7 protein-coding genes are annotated in these 16,110 nt (G+C 35.8%); 1 reads left to right on the forward strand and 6 read right to left on the reverse strand.

Annotated features, from left to right (window positions below; translation table 11 throughout):
- Nucleotides 1–6: 6 nt before the first annotated feature.
- Entirely contained in the window at nucleotides 7–3,417 is a 3,411-nt protein-coding gene (locus EJB00_RS03030) for a Tc toxin subunit A-related protein (RefSeq protein WP_136132830.1), read from the forward strand.
- A gap of 11 nt (nucleotides 3,418–3,428) precedes the next feature.
- On the opposite strand, the gene EJB00_RS03035 is transcribed toward EJB00_RS03030, so the two are convergent.
- From EJB00_RS03035 to EJB00_RS06390, 6 genes are all read right to left on the reverse strand, one after another.
- Nucleotides 3,429–13,028 carry an ankyrin repeat domain-containing protein gene (locus EJB00_RS03035; protein ID WP_135352725.1) on the reverse strand — a complete coding sequence of 3,200 codons (9,600 nt, stop codon included), beginning with the start codon at nucleotides 13,026–13,028 and terminating at the stop codon, nucleotides 3,429–3,431.
- Nucleotides 13,029–13,350: 322 nt separating this feature from the next.
- Nucleotides 13,351–13,761 carry a helix-turn-helix domain-containing protein gene (locus tag EJB00_RS03040; protein ID WP_015588520.1) on the reverse strand — a complete coding sequence of 137 codons (411 nt, stop codon included), beginning with the start codon at nucleotides 13,759–13,761 and terminating at the stop codon, nucleotides 13,351–13,353.
- A gap of 34 nt (nucleotides 13,762–13,795) precedes the next feature.
- Nucleotides 13,796–14,128: a helix-turn-helix domain-containing protein gene (locus EJB00_RS03045; protein WP_015588521.1), complete on the reverse strand. Its 333-nt coding sequence runs from the start codon at nucleotides 14,126–14,128 to the stop codon at nucleotides 13,796–13,798.
- A gap of 109 nt (nucleotides 14,129–14,237) precedes the next feature.
- Nucleotides 14,238–14,897 carry a JAB domain-containing protein gene (locus EJB00_RS03050; RefSeq protein WP_135352726.1) on the reverse strand — a complete coding sequence of 220 codons (660 nt, stop codon included), beginning with the start codon at nucleotides 14,895–14,897 and terminating at the stop codon, nucleotides 14,238–14,240.
- Nucleotides 14,890–15,063, reverse strand: a complete 174-nt coding sequence (locus EJB00_RS06130) for a hypothetical protein (protein WP_158675168.1) — start codon at nucleotides 15,061–15,063, stop codon at nucleotides 14,890–14,892. The genes EJB00_RS03050 and EJB00_RS06130 overlap by 8 nt, the downstream gene beginning before the upstream one ends.
- 111 nt (nucleotides 15,064–15,174) lie before the next feature.
- Nucleotides 15,175–15,972 (reverse strand): hypothetical protein, encoded by a 798-nt coding sequence (locus tag EJB00_RS06390; RefSeq protein WP_225416312.1) that lies wholly within the window; start codon nucleotides 15,970–15,972, stop codon nucleotides 15,175–15,177.
- Nucleotides 15,973–16,110 lie beyond the last annotated feature (138 nt).

A 16,110-nucleotide genomic window follows, 5' to 3' on the forward strand; every position in this document is an offset into this window, starting at 1 on the left:
GAGAGATTGCAGGAAGCAATAGATAATTTGAAAGATAGATTGGCAGAATCAAAGCAAATAGTAGAAAGTAAAGCAAGCAGAGTACAGAATGAGCTGATAAAGTTAGAAAGAGAAGTAGCTAAATTGGCAAGCGAAATCGATGAATTATTGAATGGAGAAACTATAGAAGCTTTAGAAGGAAAGAAGAGTGAACTAGAAAAAGCAAATGGCACTATAGATGAAATTGAAGAAAAAATAAATCAGCTGAGAAAAAAAATTGACGATTTAAATGGAAAAATAGATGAAAAAATAGAAAAGATAAAAGGTTTTGAAGAAGAAAAGGAAGTTTTAGAGAAAAAGCGAGATCAAGAATACAATGAAACTATTTTAGCACAAAAAAAAGAGAAATATCTAGAAGAATTAGAAGCGCAAAAAGCTAAAGATATAGAGGAAGTAACTAATTTATTTAATCAGAAAGACACTGCTAATGTTTCATTAGAAGAGCCTATCGTTGCCGATTTTGTTGATAAATCCTATAAAGAAGCTTACATAGAAGGCATAGAGGCTATTTTAACATTTGGACAAGAAGTGAATGCTGCTGATAGGCATGGTAATACTTCTCTTCACCAAGAAGTGAAGCTTGGCAGGTTAGATAAAGTGAAAGAGCTTATAGGTCGTGGCGCTGTTAGTATTAAGAACAAGGCAGGAAGAACTCCATTAAATCTAGCACATGATAAGAAAGAGATAAGAGAATTGTTGGAAGCAGCACAATCTTTTAACGAAAGCTTTTATGGGTTCTATGGAGTGTATTTATGGGAGATCTTCTTTCATATACCAACGCTAATCGCGTATTTGTATAATCAAGAACAGAAATTTGCTGAAGCACGTAAGTGGTATCAATATATCTTCAATCCTAACAAAGAAGGGTGTTCTGCGTGGCAGTTTATTCCTTTTAAAAGTAAGTGTCAAAGCTCAGAGAATCCTGATGAGGAATGCGACGTTGAAGGATCACTTGATCCATATATGGAAGCGGAAAAGAAGAAAAAGAACTCGTTTGAAAAGTATGTGATAGTTTCATATGTAGATAACTTAATCGACTGGGGAGATATGTTATTCTCTCAAGCTTCGTGGGAGGGAATTAATCAAGCAACAATGCTTTACATAAGAGCTTGGAGCCTTCTTGGTAATAAACCTGAAAAGAAAAAGCAGCTTGATGTTGAAACAAAAAACATATGTGAATTATCAAATGACAAATACACTAGTATATGTCAGGTGGAAGCAGCAGTTCCAAAGAGCACTAAGAAGAATACAAAAAATAGGTCTAGAACTGTGGCAAAAGCAATTGATACGACGGTATATTGCAACTACTTTTGCACTCCAGAAAATAAAGATTTTATTGCCTTATGGGATAGGATTGAGGATCGTCTTTATAAAATAAGACATTGCTTGGATATCAAAGGTAAACGTTTAGAGCTTCCTCTATTCCAGCCACCAATTGACCCAAGGCAATTAATCAGTGCTGCAGCTGGAGGAAGTACTGTAATGCTGCCAAAAGCTCAAGTGTCTCATTACCGTTTTAAGTACATGATTACTTATGCTAAATCAATTGCTGATACCGTTACTCAAATTGGTTCAGAGCTATTAAGCGTTTTAGAGAAAAAAGATGCTGAGGCACTTAATTTACTTTACAACAAACAAGAAGCTACAATGGCTAACTTAATGACAACCATTAAGGAAAAAGCCATTGAAACATTAAAAGAAGAGGCTAAGGCACTTAATGTAAGTTTGAGTAGCGCAAAAGACCGAAAATTTCATTATGAAAAATTAATTAATAAAGGGTGGTCTGCTCTTGAGATTTCTTCAATGGCCATATCTGTAGCTTCAACTATTACATTAACTGCAGCAGGTATTGCTAGACAAGTCGCAGCACCAATACACCTTATCCCTACAATATTTGGCTTTTCTTGTGGAGGGTTTCAACCTGGTAGCTCTGCAGATTCAATAGCGCGTGGACTTGAAATATTTTCTAGCGTGGCTGGTGCTCTTTCACAGAACCTTAGTACTTCAGCAGGTTATGAAAGAAGAGCTGAAGATTGGAATCTGCAAAAAATCATAGCAACTCATGATGTTGAGCAAATTGGCCATCAAATAGAAGCAAATAAAATAAACCAAGCTAATGCTACACAAGACCTTAGAGCCCACAAGGAATCAATCAAGCAAATCAGAGAAAAAGAAGAGTTCTTTAGAAGTAAATTTACTAACCAAGAGTTATATAGCTGGATGAAGGGAGAACTTAAAAGCTTATATATTAAAACTTATAGACTTGCACTAGAAGTTGCAAGGCAAGCTGAATGGGCTTATCAGTATGAGATTGATAATGATAAAACATTCATTCAATCTGGACACTGGAACAGTTTAAAAGAAGGCCTACTTTCAGGGCAAAAGTTAAAGTTTGAACTTGAGCAACTTGACAAAGAGTACCATGATACCAATGAAAGAAGGTTAGAAATCACTAAAGTAATCTCACTTAAATCTCTTGATCCTATAGCACTTCATGAGCTTAAAACTAAGGGAAGCTGTAAATTCTCCTTCACGGAAAAATTATTTGACCTCGATTTCCCTGGTCACTATGCTCGTAAGATTAAAGATATAAAGATTACTGTTCCAGCAGTAGTTGGTCCTTATGAAAATGTTCATGCAAGTTTGCAACAAACAAGTAACCAAGTAGTGTTAAAAAGCGATGGTGCAATAAACGCAATTAAATACTTAGTAAACCCAAGTGAAGAAGAACAGCCTGAAACTGATCTTTTAAGAGTTAATTGGAAGCCAAATCAAGAAATTGCTATTTCAAAAGCTGATCAAGATAGTGGGTTATTTGAACTTAGTTTTGGTGATGAACGTTACTTACCATTTGAAGGCACAGGTGCAGTTTCTACCTGGGAATTAAGCCTTCCTCAAGCAACCAATAGGTTTGATATTAGTACTATTTCTGATGTGATAATTCATTTGGACTATACAGCTCTAAATGGAGGTGAGGTTTTAAGTCGTCAAGTAAAAAATCTTGATCAAATAAAGTATTATCAAGGCACGTTCATTGTCAATCTAAGTGCGGTCTACCCAGAAGAATGGAACAAGTTTAAACAGGCAAGTGGGCAATTCTCTGAGTTAAAGTTCAAGCTACTTCCTGAAATCTTTCCTATTCATGTAAAGGATCCAGAAATCGATTTAAATAACATCTGTATTATACCTGCAACACCAGATATAAGTAAAATAACTATAAAATTAGACAACTATAATTGGGAGCGTAATTCTCAAAGAGTTGTTAATCCTTCACTTACAATTGGCACTGACTGGAATATTCAAGTCAACAATGCAGACATAAGTAAACTTGAGGAAATCATAATTATGATTCCCTATAAAGCAACGATTAACTGGTAACTTACTACCTGCTATTTTAATAACGAGTAGCAGGTCTCTTTGCTTTTTTCATTTGTGATACCTTTTTCTATAAGAACACTTTGTATAGAGGTAGGTACTTGGATGCTAGCTTGGATTTGCAGATCAGCATTATTTAATATTCGATCTTTCTTACCATTATAGGCTTTTTTAAATCCATCAATTTGCTTTTGACTTAAATTTTGTGAAAATGCCTTTTCTACATATGAGTCTAAAAGACTAGCAATTGTATCATAATTGCCACTTGTAATTTTTGCTGTGATAGTTTTTTGTACTTCTAAAAAATCAATTCTTACTGATTTCCATGCTATACCACTGCTACAAGCTGCTCGCTTCATTACTTGCTCTAGCTTTTCCACTATACGTAAAGTACAGCCTATTGTCTCCTCTTTTGATAAAGTACTGCTTTCATAAGCTCTACATTTCATGTTGCATTTATTTCCATTGAACCAGCTATATAATACATAATAAAGCATCATGTCTGCATTACTAATATTCCTAAGCCTTTCTTGAATAATAGGTGTAGATGATTTACAGCTGGCCACCTTACCTGGTAAAAATGGCTGTTCAGTATTAGGTATCCAACCTTTTACCCAAGAAACCCAGCTACCTATCAGCGAAGAATGCCTGCTGCTTGCCCCACTACTTTGAAACTGACCTACAGTAGGCTGGTCTACAAAAAGATGACTATGCCTGATATTAGCAACGTAATTGTGCTCTTTTTCTTCCAGAGCTTGCCTTAGGTATTCTACCACACTTACATGGTTTGCAGAAATAGCTACATCAAGTGGTTTTTCATGATCAATACTGAGAAAATCAATATTTGCCTCTTTCTCCTCCACAAGAAATTTTACGGTTTCTAAATGACCATTACTAGCAGCAAAGTGGAGAGGCGTCCAATTATCTGCACCTACAGCATTAACACTTATTCCTTTATCAAGGAAAAATTTTACAATGTCTTTATGTCCATTCTCAGCAGCAACATGTAGAGGCATTTTACTACTCAGATCAACAGCATTAAAATTTGCTCCTTTCTCTTCTACTAAAAACCTTACAGTTTCCAGATGACCATGTCTTGCAGCATAATGCAGCGGTGTCCAATTGTCCTGACCTAAATCATTAACATTCATTCCTTGGTTTATTAAAAGTTCTATAACTCTTTGGTACCCACGTTCAGCAGCAATATGTAAAGGTTTTGCGTTATCAGCATCTACAGCATTAAAATTTGCTCCCTCAGCTAAAAGCGATTGGACAAAATCCAAATTACCAGAATGGGCAGCATAATGCAGTGGCGTCCACATTAAATTAGTATCTGGGTCATTAATGCTTAGCCCCTGCTGTACAAAAAGTAATACAATATTTTTATGTGCATTGCTAGCTGCAGAGTGTATAGGTTTTTTTCCATCGTTGCTTACAGCTCTAATATCTGCACCTTCTTCAACTAGAGATTTAGTAGCCCTCAAGCGACCATGAAGGGCAGCATAATGCAAAGGTGTTAATTTCTGATAATCAGCATCATTAACATTTAATTCTTTTTGTATAAAAAATTCTACGACATCTTTGTGTCCATGCTGGGCAGCAATATGCAAAGGCCCAGCACCGTAAGCATCTTTATTATTGATGATGTTTCTATCTTGACGAACAAGAAACCTAATAACCTCTAAAAGTTTATCATCATCAATGTGTTTATTATTCCTGCCTTTAGCAGCATAATATAAAGGTGTCCAATTGTCTTTGCCTTTGTCATCAACACTTAGCTGCTTTTGGACAACAAAAAATTCTACTATATCCTTATGACCATACTGAGCAGCATAATGCAAAGGTTTTGCATTACTAGAATCCTGAGCATTGACATTTGCTCCTCTACTTACAAGAAGTTTAATCACTTCCAAATTACCGCCTTTAGCAGCATAATGTAGTGGTATTTGGCTCTCTTTATCTTGATAGTTAACATTCAATCCTCTGCTAAGGAAAAACCCAACAGCATTTTTGTGTCCATGTTCAGCAGCAATATGTAAAGGACTCACACCGTTAATATCAAAAGCAATAATATTTGCTCCTTTGCCTGCAAGAAACTCAATAACGCTCAAATTACCACTTTTAGCAGCATAGTGCATCAATGTTTTACTACTTTTATCTTGGTCACTAACACTTAATTGCTTTTCTACAGTAAAGAACTCTACAATACCTTTATGACCGTACTCAGCAGCAATATGCAAAGGTTTTAAATTATTAGAATCTTTGGCATTGATATCTGCTCCTCTACTGATGAGAAACTTTATAACTTCTAAGTTACCACTCTTGGCAGCATAGTGTAACGGCGTCCACTTATTCTTATCTAAATCATTGACACTTAATCCCCTATTGAGGAAAAACTCTACGATATCTTTATGTCCATACTCAGCAGTAATATGCAAAGGTTTTGCTCCACTTATCGTCTGATCATGAATATTTGATCTAAAGTTAATAAGTAGTTTCACAACTTCTAAGTTACCACTCTTAGCAGCTTCATGGAGCGGGGTAAGGTAATCTTTATTATTTCTAGCATTAGTGTAAGCCTTTTTTCTAAGAAGAAACTTGACAATCTCTAAATCACCACATTGAGCAGCTTTGTGCAATGGTGTTAAGTCATTATCATCTCTAGAGTTAACATCTGCACCTATATTAAAATAATGTTCAACCTTTCTAAAATCTTTCTGACTTATCGCATCAAACAATCCTGCATTTGAAAGAGTTTTTACGACTTCTAGGTGGCGCTTTTCTGTAGCAAGTTGTAACGGTGTCTTGCCATGAAAATCTTGAACATTAATATCCGCCTCTCTTTCTATAAGCAACTTCACAACCTCTGAGTGACCAGAATCAGCAGCATAATGGAGTGGTGTCCAGCTATTCCAACCAGAAGCATTAATATTTGATCCGCTGTTAAGCAAAAATTCCACTACGCCTTTATGGCCATATTGAGCAGCAATATGTAAAGGTTTTATGTAATGAGACCCAGCATTAACATTTGCCCCTTCTTCTACTAAAAGTTTTATGAGTTTTATGTGGTTTCTATAAGCGGCATAATGCAGTGGTGTCCAGTTATTGTGACTAGAATAATTAACATCAGCTCCTTCTTTAAGATAATCTTTAACTCTTTGTATGTCATTCCTTCCTACAGAATGAAACATAGCCTCATTTAACAGTAATTCAGTAATTTCTCCATTCTCTTTTTCCTTAGCAAGTTGTAGTGGTGTTTTACCGTCTGAATCCCTCGCGTTGATGTCTGCTCTTTTTTCTATTAGTAACTTGACAAGTTCAAAATAACCTTCTTCTGCAGCATAATGTAATGGCGTTTTATTATTTTTGTCTGGCTTACTAGCACTCACTCCATGTTCGAGTAAGAACTCAGCAACATTTTTGTACCCATTTTTGGTAGCAACATGTAACGGGCTTTCACCACTAATGCTTTTTATGTTTAGGCTCGCTCCTTTACTTTGTAAAAACCTTATCATCGATAAGTCGCCATTTTCTGCTGCAATATGCAACATTCCCCATCCCCATTTATTAGTCATATCAACATCAGCTCCACTAGTAAGATATTCACCAATCTGGTCACGATCTCCCTGCTTAACGGCATTAAATAATGCCTTATCTTGTAACAATTTAATAATCTCATGGTCAGTTGCAAGTTGCAATGGCGTGTTCTCTTCAGAATCTTGAATATTGATATCTGCGCCTTTCTCTATCAAAAATTCTACAGCTGCTGAATGGCTTTTCTCAGCTGCTTGGTGCAAAGCTGTTTTTCCACTTGCACCTTTGTCATCGATACTCAACCCTTCTCTGTTTCTCCTTAGGAAAAACTCCATCACATTTGTATGACCATATTGAGCAGCAACATGCAATGGCTTATTTCTGTTAGTATCCTTAAGGTTGATATCCGCGTCTTCTCCTACCAGAAATTCTACTACTGCCAAGCGTCCATGTCTAGCAGCATAATGTAATGGTGCCCAATTATTCCTACCACGACTGTCAACACCCTCACTTTTCTCTTTCCCTACTATCAAAAACGCTACTACGTCTTCGTATCCATTCCTAGCAGCATAATGCAAAGGCTTTGCATTATAAGATTTAGCATCAACATTTGCTCCTTGCGCCTTCAGAAGCCTAACGATTTCAATGTAACCTTTGCTAGCAGCATCGTGTAGCGGTGTCCAGTCATTTTCATCTTTGTAATTAGGGTCAGCCCCTTCAGCAAGATACTGTTCAACCTTACTTAACTCCCCTTGCTTTACAGCATTGAATAATGCTTTATTACGTAACAATCTTGCTGCTTCCTGATGATTTTTACCACTTGCTAGTTGCAATGGTGTTTTGTTGTCAGTACTTTTAGCATCGATATCTGCTCTTTTTTCTATCAGAAACTTTACAACCTCTGGATACCCCTTATCAGCAGCATAGTGCAGCATAGTCCAATCATTATTACCCTTATCGTTAATACTTAGCTCATCTCCATGCCACCTGAGGAAAAATTCTATAATACTTCTATGCCCGTTATCTGCAGCAATATGTAAAGGCTTATTTCCGTTAGAATCTTGAGCATTAATATTCGCCCTCTTTGTTATCAGAAGTTCTACAATTGCCAAACCACCTCTGCTTGCAGCATAGTGAAGCGGTGTCCATCCATTTCTATTTGCATCATTAACACTAAGGCCAGCTCTTTCCTCTTTCAGAAAGAATTCTACCACGTTTCTACGACCGTAATCAGCAGCAATATGCAAAGGCTTGTTGCCATTTTGATCTCTAGTATTAATGTTCGCCCCTCTTGATATTAGAGCCTGAGCAATTCTTAGATGTCCTCTACTTGCAGCTTCATGTAATACTGTCCATCCATTCTTATCTGAATAATTAACGTTAGCTCCATTATCAAGGTATCTTTCTACATCATTTAAATTTCCCTGCTTTACAGCATGTAATAATGTTTTATTTTGTAATAACCTTTTAATTGGCCCTTCATTAGCTAGTTGCAGAGGTGTTAGATTATCATAGTCAATTGCATTAATATCTGCACCATTCTCTATGAGAAACTCTGCAACTTCAGGGTGGTTATACTTGGCAGCATAATGAAGCGGTGTCCAATTATTTTTGCCCCTATCATTAATGTTGGCATCTGCTTCATTCACACCATTTTTTCTACTGAGAAAATATCTTACAACATCTAAAGAGCCTTTCTCGGCAGCAATATGCAAAGGTTTATCCCCATCTCTACTTTTAGCATTAATATTCGCTCCCTTCTCTTCCACTAAAGACCTGATCAATGGCAAATTATTTCTCACAGAAGCAGCGTGTAAAAGTCCCCATCCCCATCTGTTAGTAGAGTTTACATTAGCTCCATCTCTGAAAGAGTCTTGTACTCTCACTAAATTTTCTTCTTTCACAGCATCAAAAAGTGCTTTATTTAACAATAACTCCTTGACTCCTTCATCCTGGGCAAGTTGTAGAGGTGTTTTGCCACCAGAGTTTTCTGCATTGATATTTGCACCTCTTGTTATCAAAAGCTCCACAACTTCCGACCTGCCCTGCTCAGCAGCATAATGGAGTGGTGTCCAGCTATCTTTACCTAAATCGTTAACACTGAGCTTTTTATCAAGAAAAAACTTTACTATATCCGTATGTCCATTCTTTACAGCAAGATGCATAGGTTTATCCCCATCAGCATCTTTAAGATTAATATCTGCACCTTTTTCTCCTACTAAATATCGAACAACTTCAAAGTGATTGCTCTCAGCAGCATAGTGTAGTGGTGTTTTATTATCTTTACCTCTATCATTAACTTTACCGTTGAGTAGAAGCTTCACAATGTTTATGTGGCCATATTGTGAAGCAATATGCAAAGGTTTGTCCCCATCAAAATTTTCAGCATCAATGCTTGCCCCTCTTTCTACTAGAAGCGAAGCTATTAGCAAATGACCTTTTTCAGCTGCACGATGCAACAGTGTCCAATCATTACCGCTCAGAGAGTTAGGATCAGCTCCATTATCAAGATATCTTTGAACTTGAGCATACTCTCCTTGTTCTACAGCATCAAATAATGCCTCATTTTGTAATGATCTGACAATTTCCTGATTACCAGTTATAAGCTCTAAAGGTGCTTTACCTTGGGCATTCTGGATAGTAATATCTGCACCTTCTTTGACAAGAAAATCTACAGTTTGTGAATAGTTGTTTGCACTAGCATAATGAAGTGGTGTCCAGTTATCCTTACCTAAATCATTAACATCCATTCCACGCTTATCAATGAAAAATCTTACTATTGGCTGATGCCCACTTTTGGCTGCAACGTGTAATGGTTTGTCCTCGTCAGAATTTCTAATGTTAATGTCTGCCTGCTCTCTCGTTAAAAACTTTACGATTTTTAGATGCCCGCCCTCAGATGCATAATGCAGTGGAGTCCAATTGTTTAAATCAGTTGCATTAACAGCTGGCCAACTTTGCACTAAAAGCTCAACTACATCAGAGTAACCATGACGTGCAGCATGATGAAGGAAAATTCTGCCATTTTGATCCCTATAGTCAGTATTAACCCTCATTCCTTTAACTTCTTTGTTGAGATAATTTCTCACCTCCGATATTTTATTTTGTTTTACAGCGCCAGACAACCCTTCATTTAGTAAGAATTGAATTACTTCAGGCTCGCTTGCCAGATCTACTGGTAATTTTCCTTGAGAATTATGAGCATTAATATTCGCTCCTTTCTTTATAAGAAACTTTACAATCTCAATATGACCTTCTTTAGAAGCATGATGTAAAGCCGTCCAATTATTTCTATCTTTGCTATCAATAGTAGCTTCTTTTTCTTCAATCAAGTACTGTACAACATTAAGGCTATTGCTTGCAGCAGCATAATGCAGGGGCGTCCACTTATTTTCCCCTTGTTCATTAACACTTAATCCTTGTTGATCGATAAAAAACTCTACAATATCTTTATGCCCATTTTTTGCAGCAATGTGCAAAGGTTTTTCCCTACTATCTATTCTTGCATTTACATTTGCTTTTTTTTCTACCAGAAATTCTGCTGCTCTTGTATAACCGTTGCGAGCAGCATGATGGAGTGGTGTCCAGTTATTTAGATCTGAATAGTTAACATCAATCTCATTTGCAAAAAGACCTTTAATCTTATTAATGTCATCACCCAGGTTATCTCCCTTTACAGCGTTGAATAGCTCTCTACTCCGCAATAACTTTGCCACCTCCCTGTGACTATCTCCTTTTTCGACAGCAAGTTGCAATGGCGTTTCTCCACTTAAACCCGTAGCGTCAATATTTGCTCCTTTTTCTATAAGAAATTTTACTACCGGTAATCGATTTTCATAAACGGCATAGTGAAGCGGTGTCCAGTTATTTTTTCCTACTTCATCAATATTTGCTTGCTTACTCAGAAAAAGCTCTACCACGTCACCTTTGCCATAAGTAGCAGCAAGATGTAAAGGTGTATTTCCGTCAAAATCTTTAGCGTTAACAACATTTGGATCTTTATTGATAAGTTCTGTTGCTAGCGTTTTATACCCTAAGCTAGCAGCGTAATGTAGCGGCTGCCATCCATTTTTCTCGTATGAATAATTAAGATTTTGAATATATTTTCTGACCTTTGATACATCATTTTTCCTTATAGCATCAATCAACGCCTTGCCCTGCAACATTGCTTTAACTTCTTGCCGATTGCTTTCACCTTGGGAAAGCTGTTGAGCAAGGTCAAGTGGAGTTACACTATTAGAATTTTCAGCATAAATATCTGCTTCTTTTTTTATCAAAAACTTTACTAAATCGCTGCTACCTTTATTAACAGCATGATGTAGCGGTGTCCAATTATCCTTTCCTTGATCATTAATATCTAGTCCCTTCTCATCAATGAAGAATTTTACAACTTTTGTATGTGCATGGCTGGACGCAATATGTAAGGGTTTATCTCCATCATTAGTTGTAGCATTAGCATTTGCTCCTCTTTCCACTAGTAACCTCACCAGCTCTTGAGCTTCTGTTTTTTTATTAGCAGCATAGTGTAACGGGGCCCAGCCGTTATTATCTTCACGGTTAATTTCAGCTCCTTCCTCAAGGCATTTTCTGATCTTGTTAATATTTCCTTCTTCTATTGAATTAAGCAATGCTTTACTCAATAATAACTGTGTTGTTGCCTGATGGTCTTTTTCTTTAGCTAATTGTAACGGTGTTTTGTTACCGGAATTTATAGCGTCAATATTTGCTCCCTTTTCAAGAAGAAGCTCTACAATATTTTTATGACCTTGATCAGCAGCAATATGTAAAGGCGTATTTCTCTCATGGTCTTTAGCATTAATAACACTTAAATCCTCTGCTATGAGCACTTCTGCTGAAGCTTTATAACCTAAGCTTGCAGCATAGTGTAATGGAGTCCACTTATTACTTTCATACAGATAGCTAACTTTAGCTTTCCTCTGAATAAGATTTTCAACTTCTGTAATATCATTCTGCTTTACGGCATCAATTAATGCCTTACCTAGCAGTATTTCTTTCACTTTTTTATAGTCCTTGTCTTTAATGAGGTCAAATGGAGTTTCATTGCCATAATTTTTAGCATTGATATTTGCTTCCTTTTTCTCTACCAAGTACCTAACGACATCAACGCGATTACTTTCAGCAGCATAATGTAGGGGTGTCCAATTATCCTTTCCTGGGTCATTAACACTTAATCTTTTTTCATCCAGAAAGAACTTTACGATATTTTCATGTCCATTTCTTGCAGCAATGTGTAAAGGCTTATTATTATCAGAATTTCTAGAATTAATGTCTGCATTTTTATCTACTAAAAACCTTACAAATTCCAAATTATCTACTGTTCTATTAGAAGCATAATGTAAGGCTGTCCAACCATTCTGATTTTTGTAATCAATTTCTCCTTTTTTAAGACATTCCTGAACTTTTTTACTACTTCCTTCCTTTGCAGCATCAAGCAATGCTTTATTTTGTCGTAACTTTTCCTTTTCTGATTCCTTACTTTTTAAAAAGTCCTTAATAGTTTGATACCCTTTTCCCTCAGCAAGCTGTAATGATGTTTTACCATCAGGATTTTTTTTGCTAATATCTGCTCCATTTTCTACGAGAAATACCACAACTGAGTACTTACCTTCTTCAGAAGCGTAATGCAATGGTGTCCAAGCACCATTAGCTAGAGCATCAATCGTTGCGTTTTTTCCTACTAAAAACTTTACCATCTCAAGTTCACCTTTTTTAGCGGCATAGTGAAGCGGCGTCACGTAATCTTTTCCTGGATCATTAACATCCATTTTTTTCTCATTAATAAAAAACTCTACGATTTTTGTATGTCCATTATCTGCAGCAATATGTATAGGCTTCTGCTGAGCATTGGTTTTACCATCGATAAGGTTTATATCTGTTAAGTTTGCTAAAAATTCTGTAGCGTTTAAGTTGCCATACTGAGCAGTATAGTGTAGCAAATTCCACCCATCTACGTCAGAATGCCCAGCAATAGTCACATTATCGTTTATAAGTTCTACAACTTTTCTGTTATTATTATTTCTTATAGCTTGTTTTATATTTTCAAACTGCTCTGATGGCATCTAACCCTCTCTAAAATTGACAAAATCCTCACCAAAAAGCTCTTTGCATTAATAGGTTATGTATAAACATTTTACAGTGCAATATTTATTTTAAAAATGCAAGTTTTGGATTAAAGGAAAACAGAAAAGACCGGAAAGTAGAGTAAACTCAATAATTACAAAATAGAATACAGTCTTCTGGAATAAAGTAATTTCCTGCGCGAAACAGCGCTATCCATGTTAAAGAATTAAAAAAATGGAATTGCTGTCTTTTTATAGTAAAAGTACAAATAACTGATTAGGTGGCTTGAGGAAAGAATACTGAAACAATACCTTAACTTCTCTACTCTGAGATTGACGTGCATTTAACATCCCATTTGAAGCCTGTGTTAGCAAGAGCTTTAATCACTAAATGAACAATATCGCGCAATGCTTCATCCTTAATTTTTCTATATTCCCTTACTAATCGGGATATTTCTTCGCTGCCCACATCGCTACGAAAGGCCTTATCATGCAAATCTTCAGAGGCTTTGGTAAAAAAATATGACATATCAACTGACAAAGCTTCTGCCAAATTATACAATCTATCAACTACAAGCCTTACCTCTCCAGTTTCATATCCTTGTATATGCTGAAATGAAATTCCAAGCTTCTTTCCTAAGTCTCTTTGACTAAAACCACACATTAACCTTCTTTTCCTTATTCTTTCCCCTATTTGTTTATCGATAGGATGTTGTTCAGCTTGCACAATCATTTGTTAATATCTTAATTTATATATCAAAGCAATACTAACTCTCATTGTAACCTTGAGAAAAAGATTTTACTAACGTATAAACTACACTACGCAACCTTTTGCTCTTAATTTCGTTATATCCTGTGACTAATTTTAGTATTTCTTCATCGTAACTTTCATGTGAGTCGGTATGCATATCAGTAAAAAAATCAGCAACATTAATCGATAGGGCTTTTGCTAAGTCGTATAGTCTACTGGCTAAAATGTAATTTGAACCATTCTCGTACCTTTGTATCTGCCTATACGAAACGCCTATTCTCTTTCCTAACTCAGTTTGTGTTAAACCACAGTATAACCTCAGTTCCTTTATTTTTTTGCCTAATTCCACCTTTCATTACTAATTTTAGCTGTTCAAGCTTACAGTGAATTTCTTAATTCATAAAGTGGAAAAAAAAGAAGGAAAGCTAGAGAACTTTCCTTCTTTGATTTATAGCATACTATAATAAACCACTATCATAAAAACTAAAGTGGCTCTTCTGTGTTACGATTATATGATCTATCAATTTCATTCCTACATTTTCACAGGTTGCAGCTAATGTAAGTGTGTTATCCTCATCCTCCTTTGATGATTCTATATCTCCGCTTGGATGATTATGTGAAATTGCAACGGAGGCTGCGTCAATCAGTAACCCCTGCTTTATTATTTCCCTTACATACAGAGGTACTCTATCTATAGTTCCACAGTCTTGAATATACTCATATATTAAATGACCACTTCGATCTAAGTATATCACTCGTAAGCTTTCCTTTCGTGACTGCCCTATTGCTGTTTTAAAGTATTTTAGTAGCTCTTCTCTGTTATCAAGAATCGACAACTTTTTTAACTTACCTTTCAATATCCTATCGAAAATCTCTTTCAGGCAAAAGATACTTGCTATTGCTCCATCGTTCATTCCTGTAACATTTTTTAGCTCATGAAAATCAGCATTAATTACCCTTCCTAAACTACTAAAAAGCTCCATTAGCCTTTTGGCGACTTCTCTTCCTTCTGTACACGCGGATAGATTACGTTCCAGTAGCTCATGGTCAAGTAAAGACCTACCTCTACTTGATAGAATACGAGTTTCTAATTTCTCTTTTCTCTCACTATTATTCATAAAAACCTCCAAGATCAACATTATATACAAATTCAGCGCCAGCTTTCTGACGCAGTAGTTCTCGAGTAATAACCCTTTTGAACTCTAAATTTGCAATGTTGTCCTTGTTGCTTGAGCACTGGGATGACAAGGTAGTAAGCACTGGGATGAAACCTTTTTGCTTCAATATTTTGCACAGTAGCCATGCAACTTAACAGATACTTTTCTCTTCATTTATCCTCAGGTTTTTATGGGTTAGACAACCCATAAAAACCTTAATATAAAAACCCTGCTGTGATTAGAAATACACTAGATCTTGGTTTGTACATGTTTCATCTTGTGCAGCAAAAGACAATAATTTTGCGCTCTCAAGGAAACTTTTTGCACTAGCTTCTAAGAGATCAGATTTTACTTCTGTGAGTTCACATGTAATCTGATCTGTTTTTCCATTCAAATTTTTATGTGCATCTTCGATTAATTTATTCATTTCATCTTCTAAAAGCTTCCTTACTTCTTTGTTTTGTGAAGTGACAATATAATCTATTTTGCTTGTGATTTCAGGTTTGATAAGGCTTTCAATTTTTTCTTCAGTATATTTTTTTACTTCTTCTTCTACCTGAGTTTTGATTTCTGGCTTTAGCAAATCTGCAACTTCTGGTCCTACTTTTTTCACTGCATTTTCAGCTGCATTTTTTGCTGCTTTTTCAGCATTTGCTTCTACTGACTTTACTGTGTTATCAATTGAAGTCGATATTTTTTTTTCTATTTGATTAGCTTTTTCGGTAGCTATTTGATTAGCTTTCTCTTCAGCTAAAGTTAGCATTTTTCCTTCTATTGTTTTTACTTCATCTTGAGCTGCTTTTCTAGCTTCTAGTTTTAAATCGTTACCCATTTGAGATATTACTTGTTCTGCTGCTTTTTGTGCTGCTTTATCTATGCCCAACCAGCCTCCTAATGTATCACTCACACCATATGCTAAAGTTTCAGAACTCAATTGACTTTCCGAATTTTTTGGTAGTGAATTGAGCAGGTCAAGATGTGATTTTAGATTATAATAGCTTGGTTGATCGTTCGAATTATTACTATATTTTGCCATATAATATACTCCTTGATTTAAAAATTATTCTAATATTAGCATGTGAATATAAACGTTATATTAATATTAATATTAATATAACTGATTTTCAGTTTAGTAGTATAAATTTGTAACGCCTTTTAAAAAAATTCATGACTT

The organism is Wolbachia endosymbiont of Drosophila mauritiana, from assembly GCF_004795975.1.
Lineage (GTDB): Bacteria > Pseudomonadota > Alphaproteobacteria > Rickettsiales > Anaplasmataceae > Wolbachia.

Excerpts from the sequence above, each read along its gene's own strand:
- EJB00_RS03035 (WP_135352725.1), bottom strand. The coding sequence starts at position 13,028 with ATGCCATCAGAGCAGTTTGAAAATATAAAACAAGCTATAAGAAATAAT.
- EJB00_RS03040 (WP_015588520.1), bottom strand. The coding sequence starts at position 13,761 with ATGATTGTGCAAGCTGAACAACATCCTATCGATAAACAAATAGGGGAA.
- EJB00_RS03050 (WP_135352726.1), bottom strand. The coding sequence starts at position 14,897 with ATGAATAATAGTGAGAGAAAAGAGAAATTAGAAACTCGTATTCTATCA.
- EJB00_RS06390 (WP_225416312.1), bottom strand. The coding sequence starts at position 15,972 with ATGGCAAAATATAGTAATAATTCGAACGATCAACCAAGCTATTATAAT.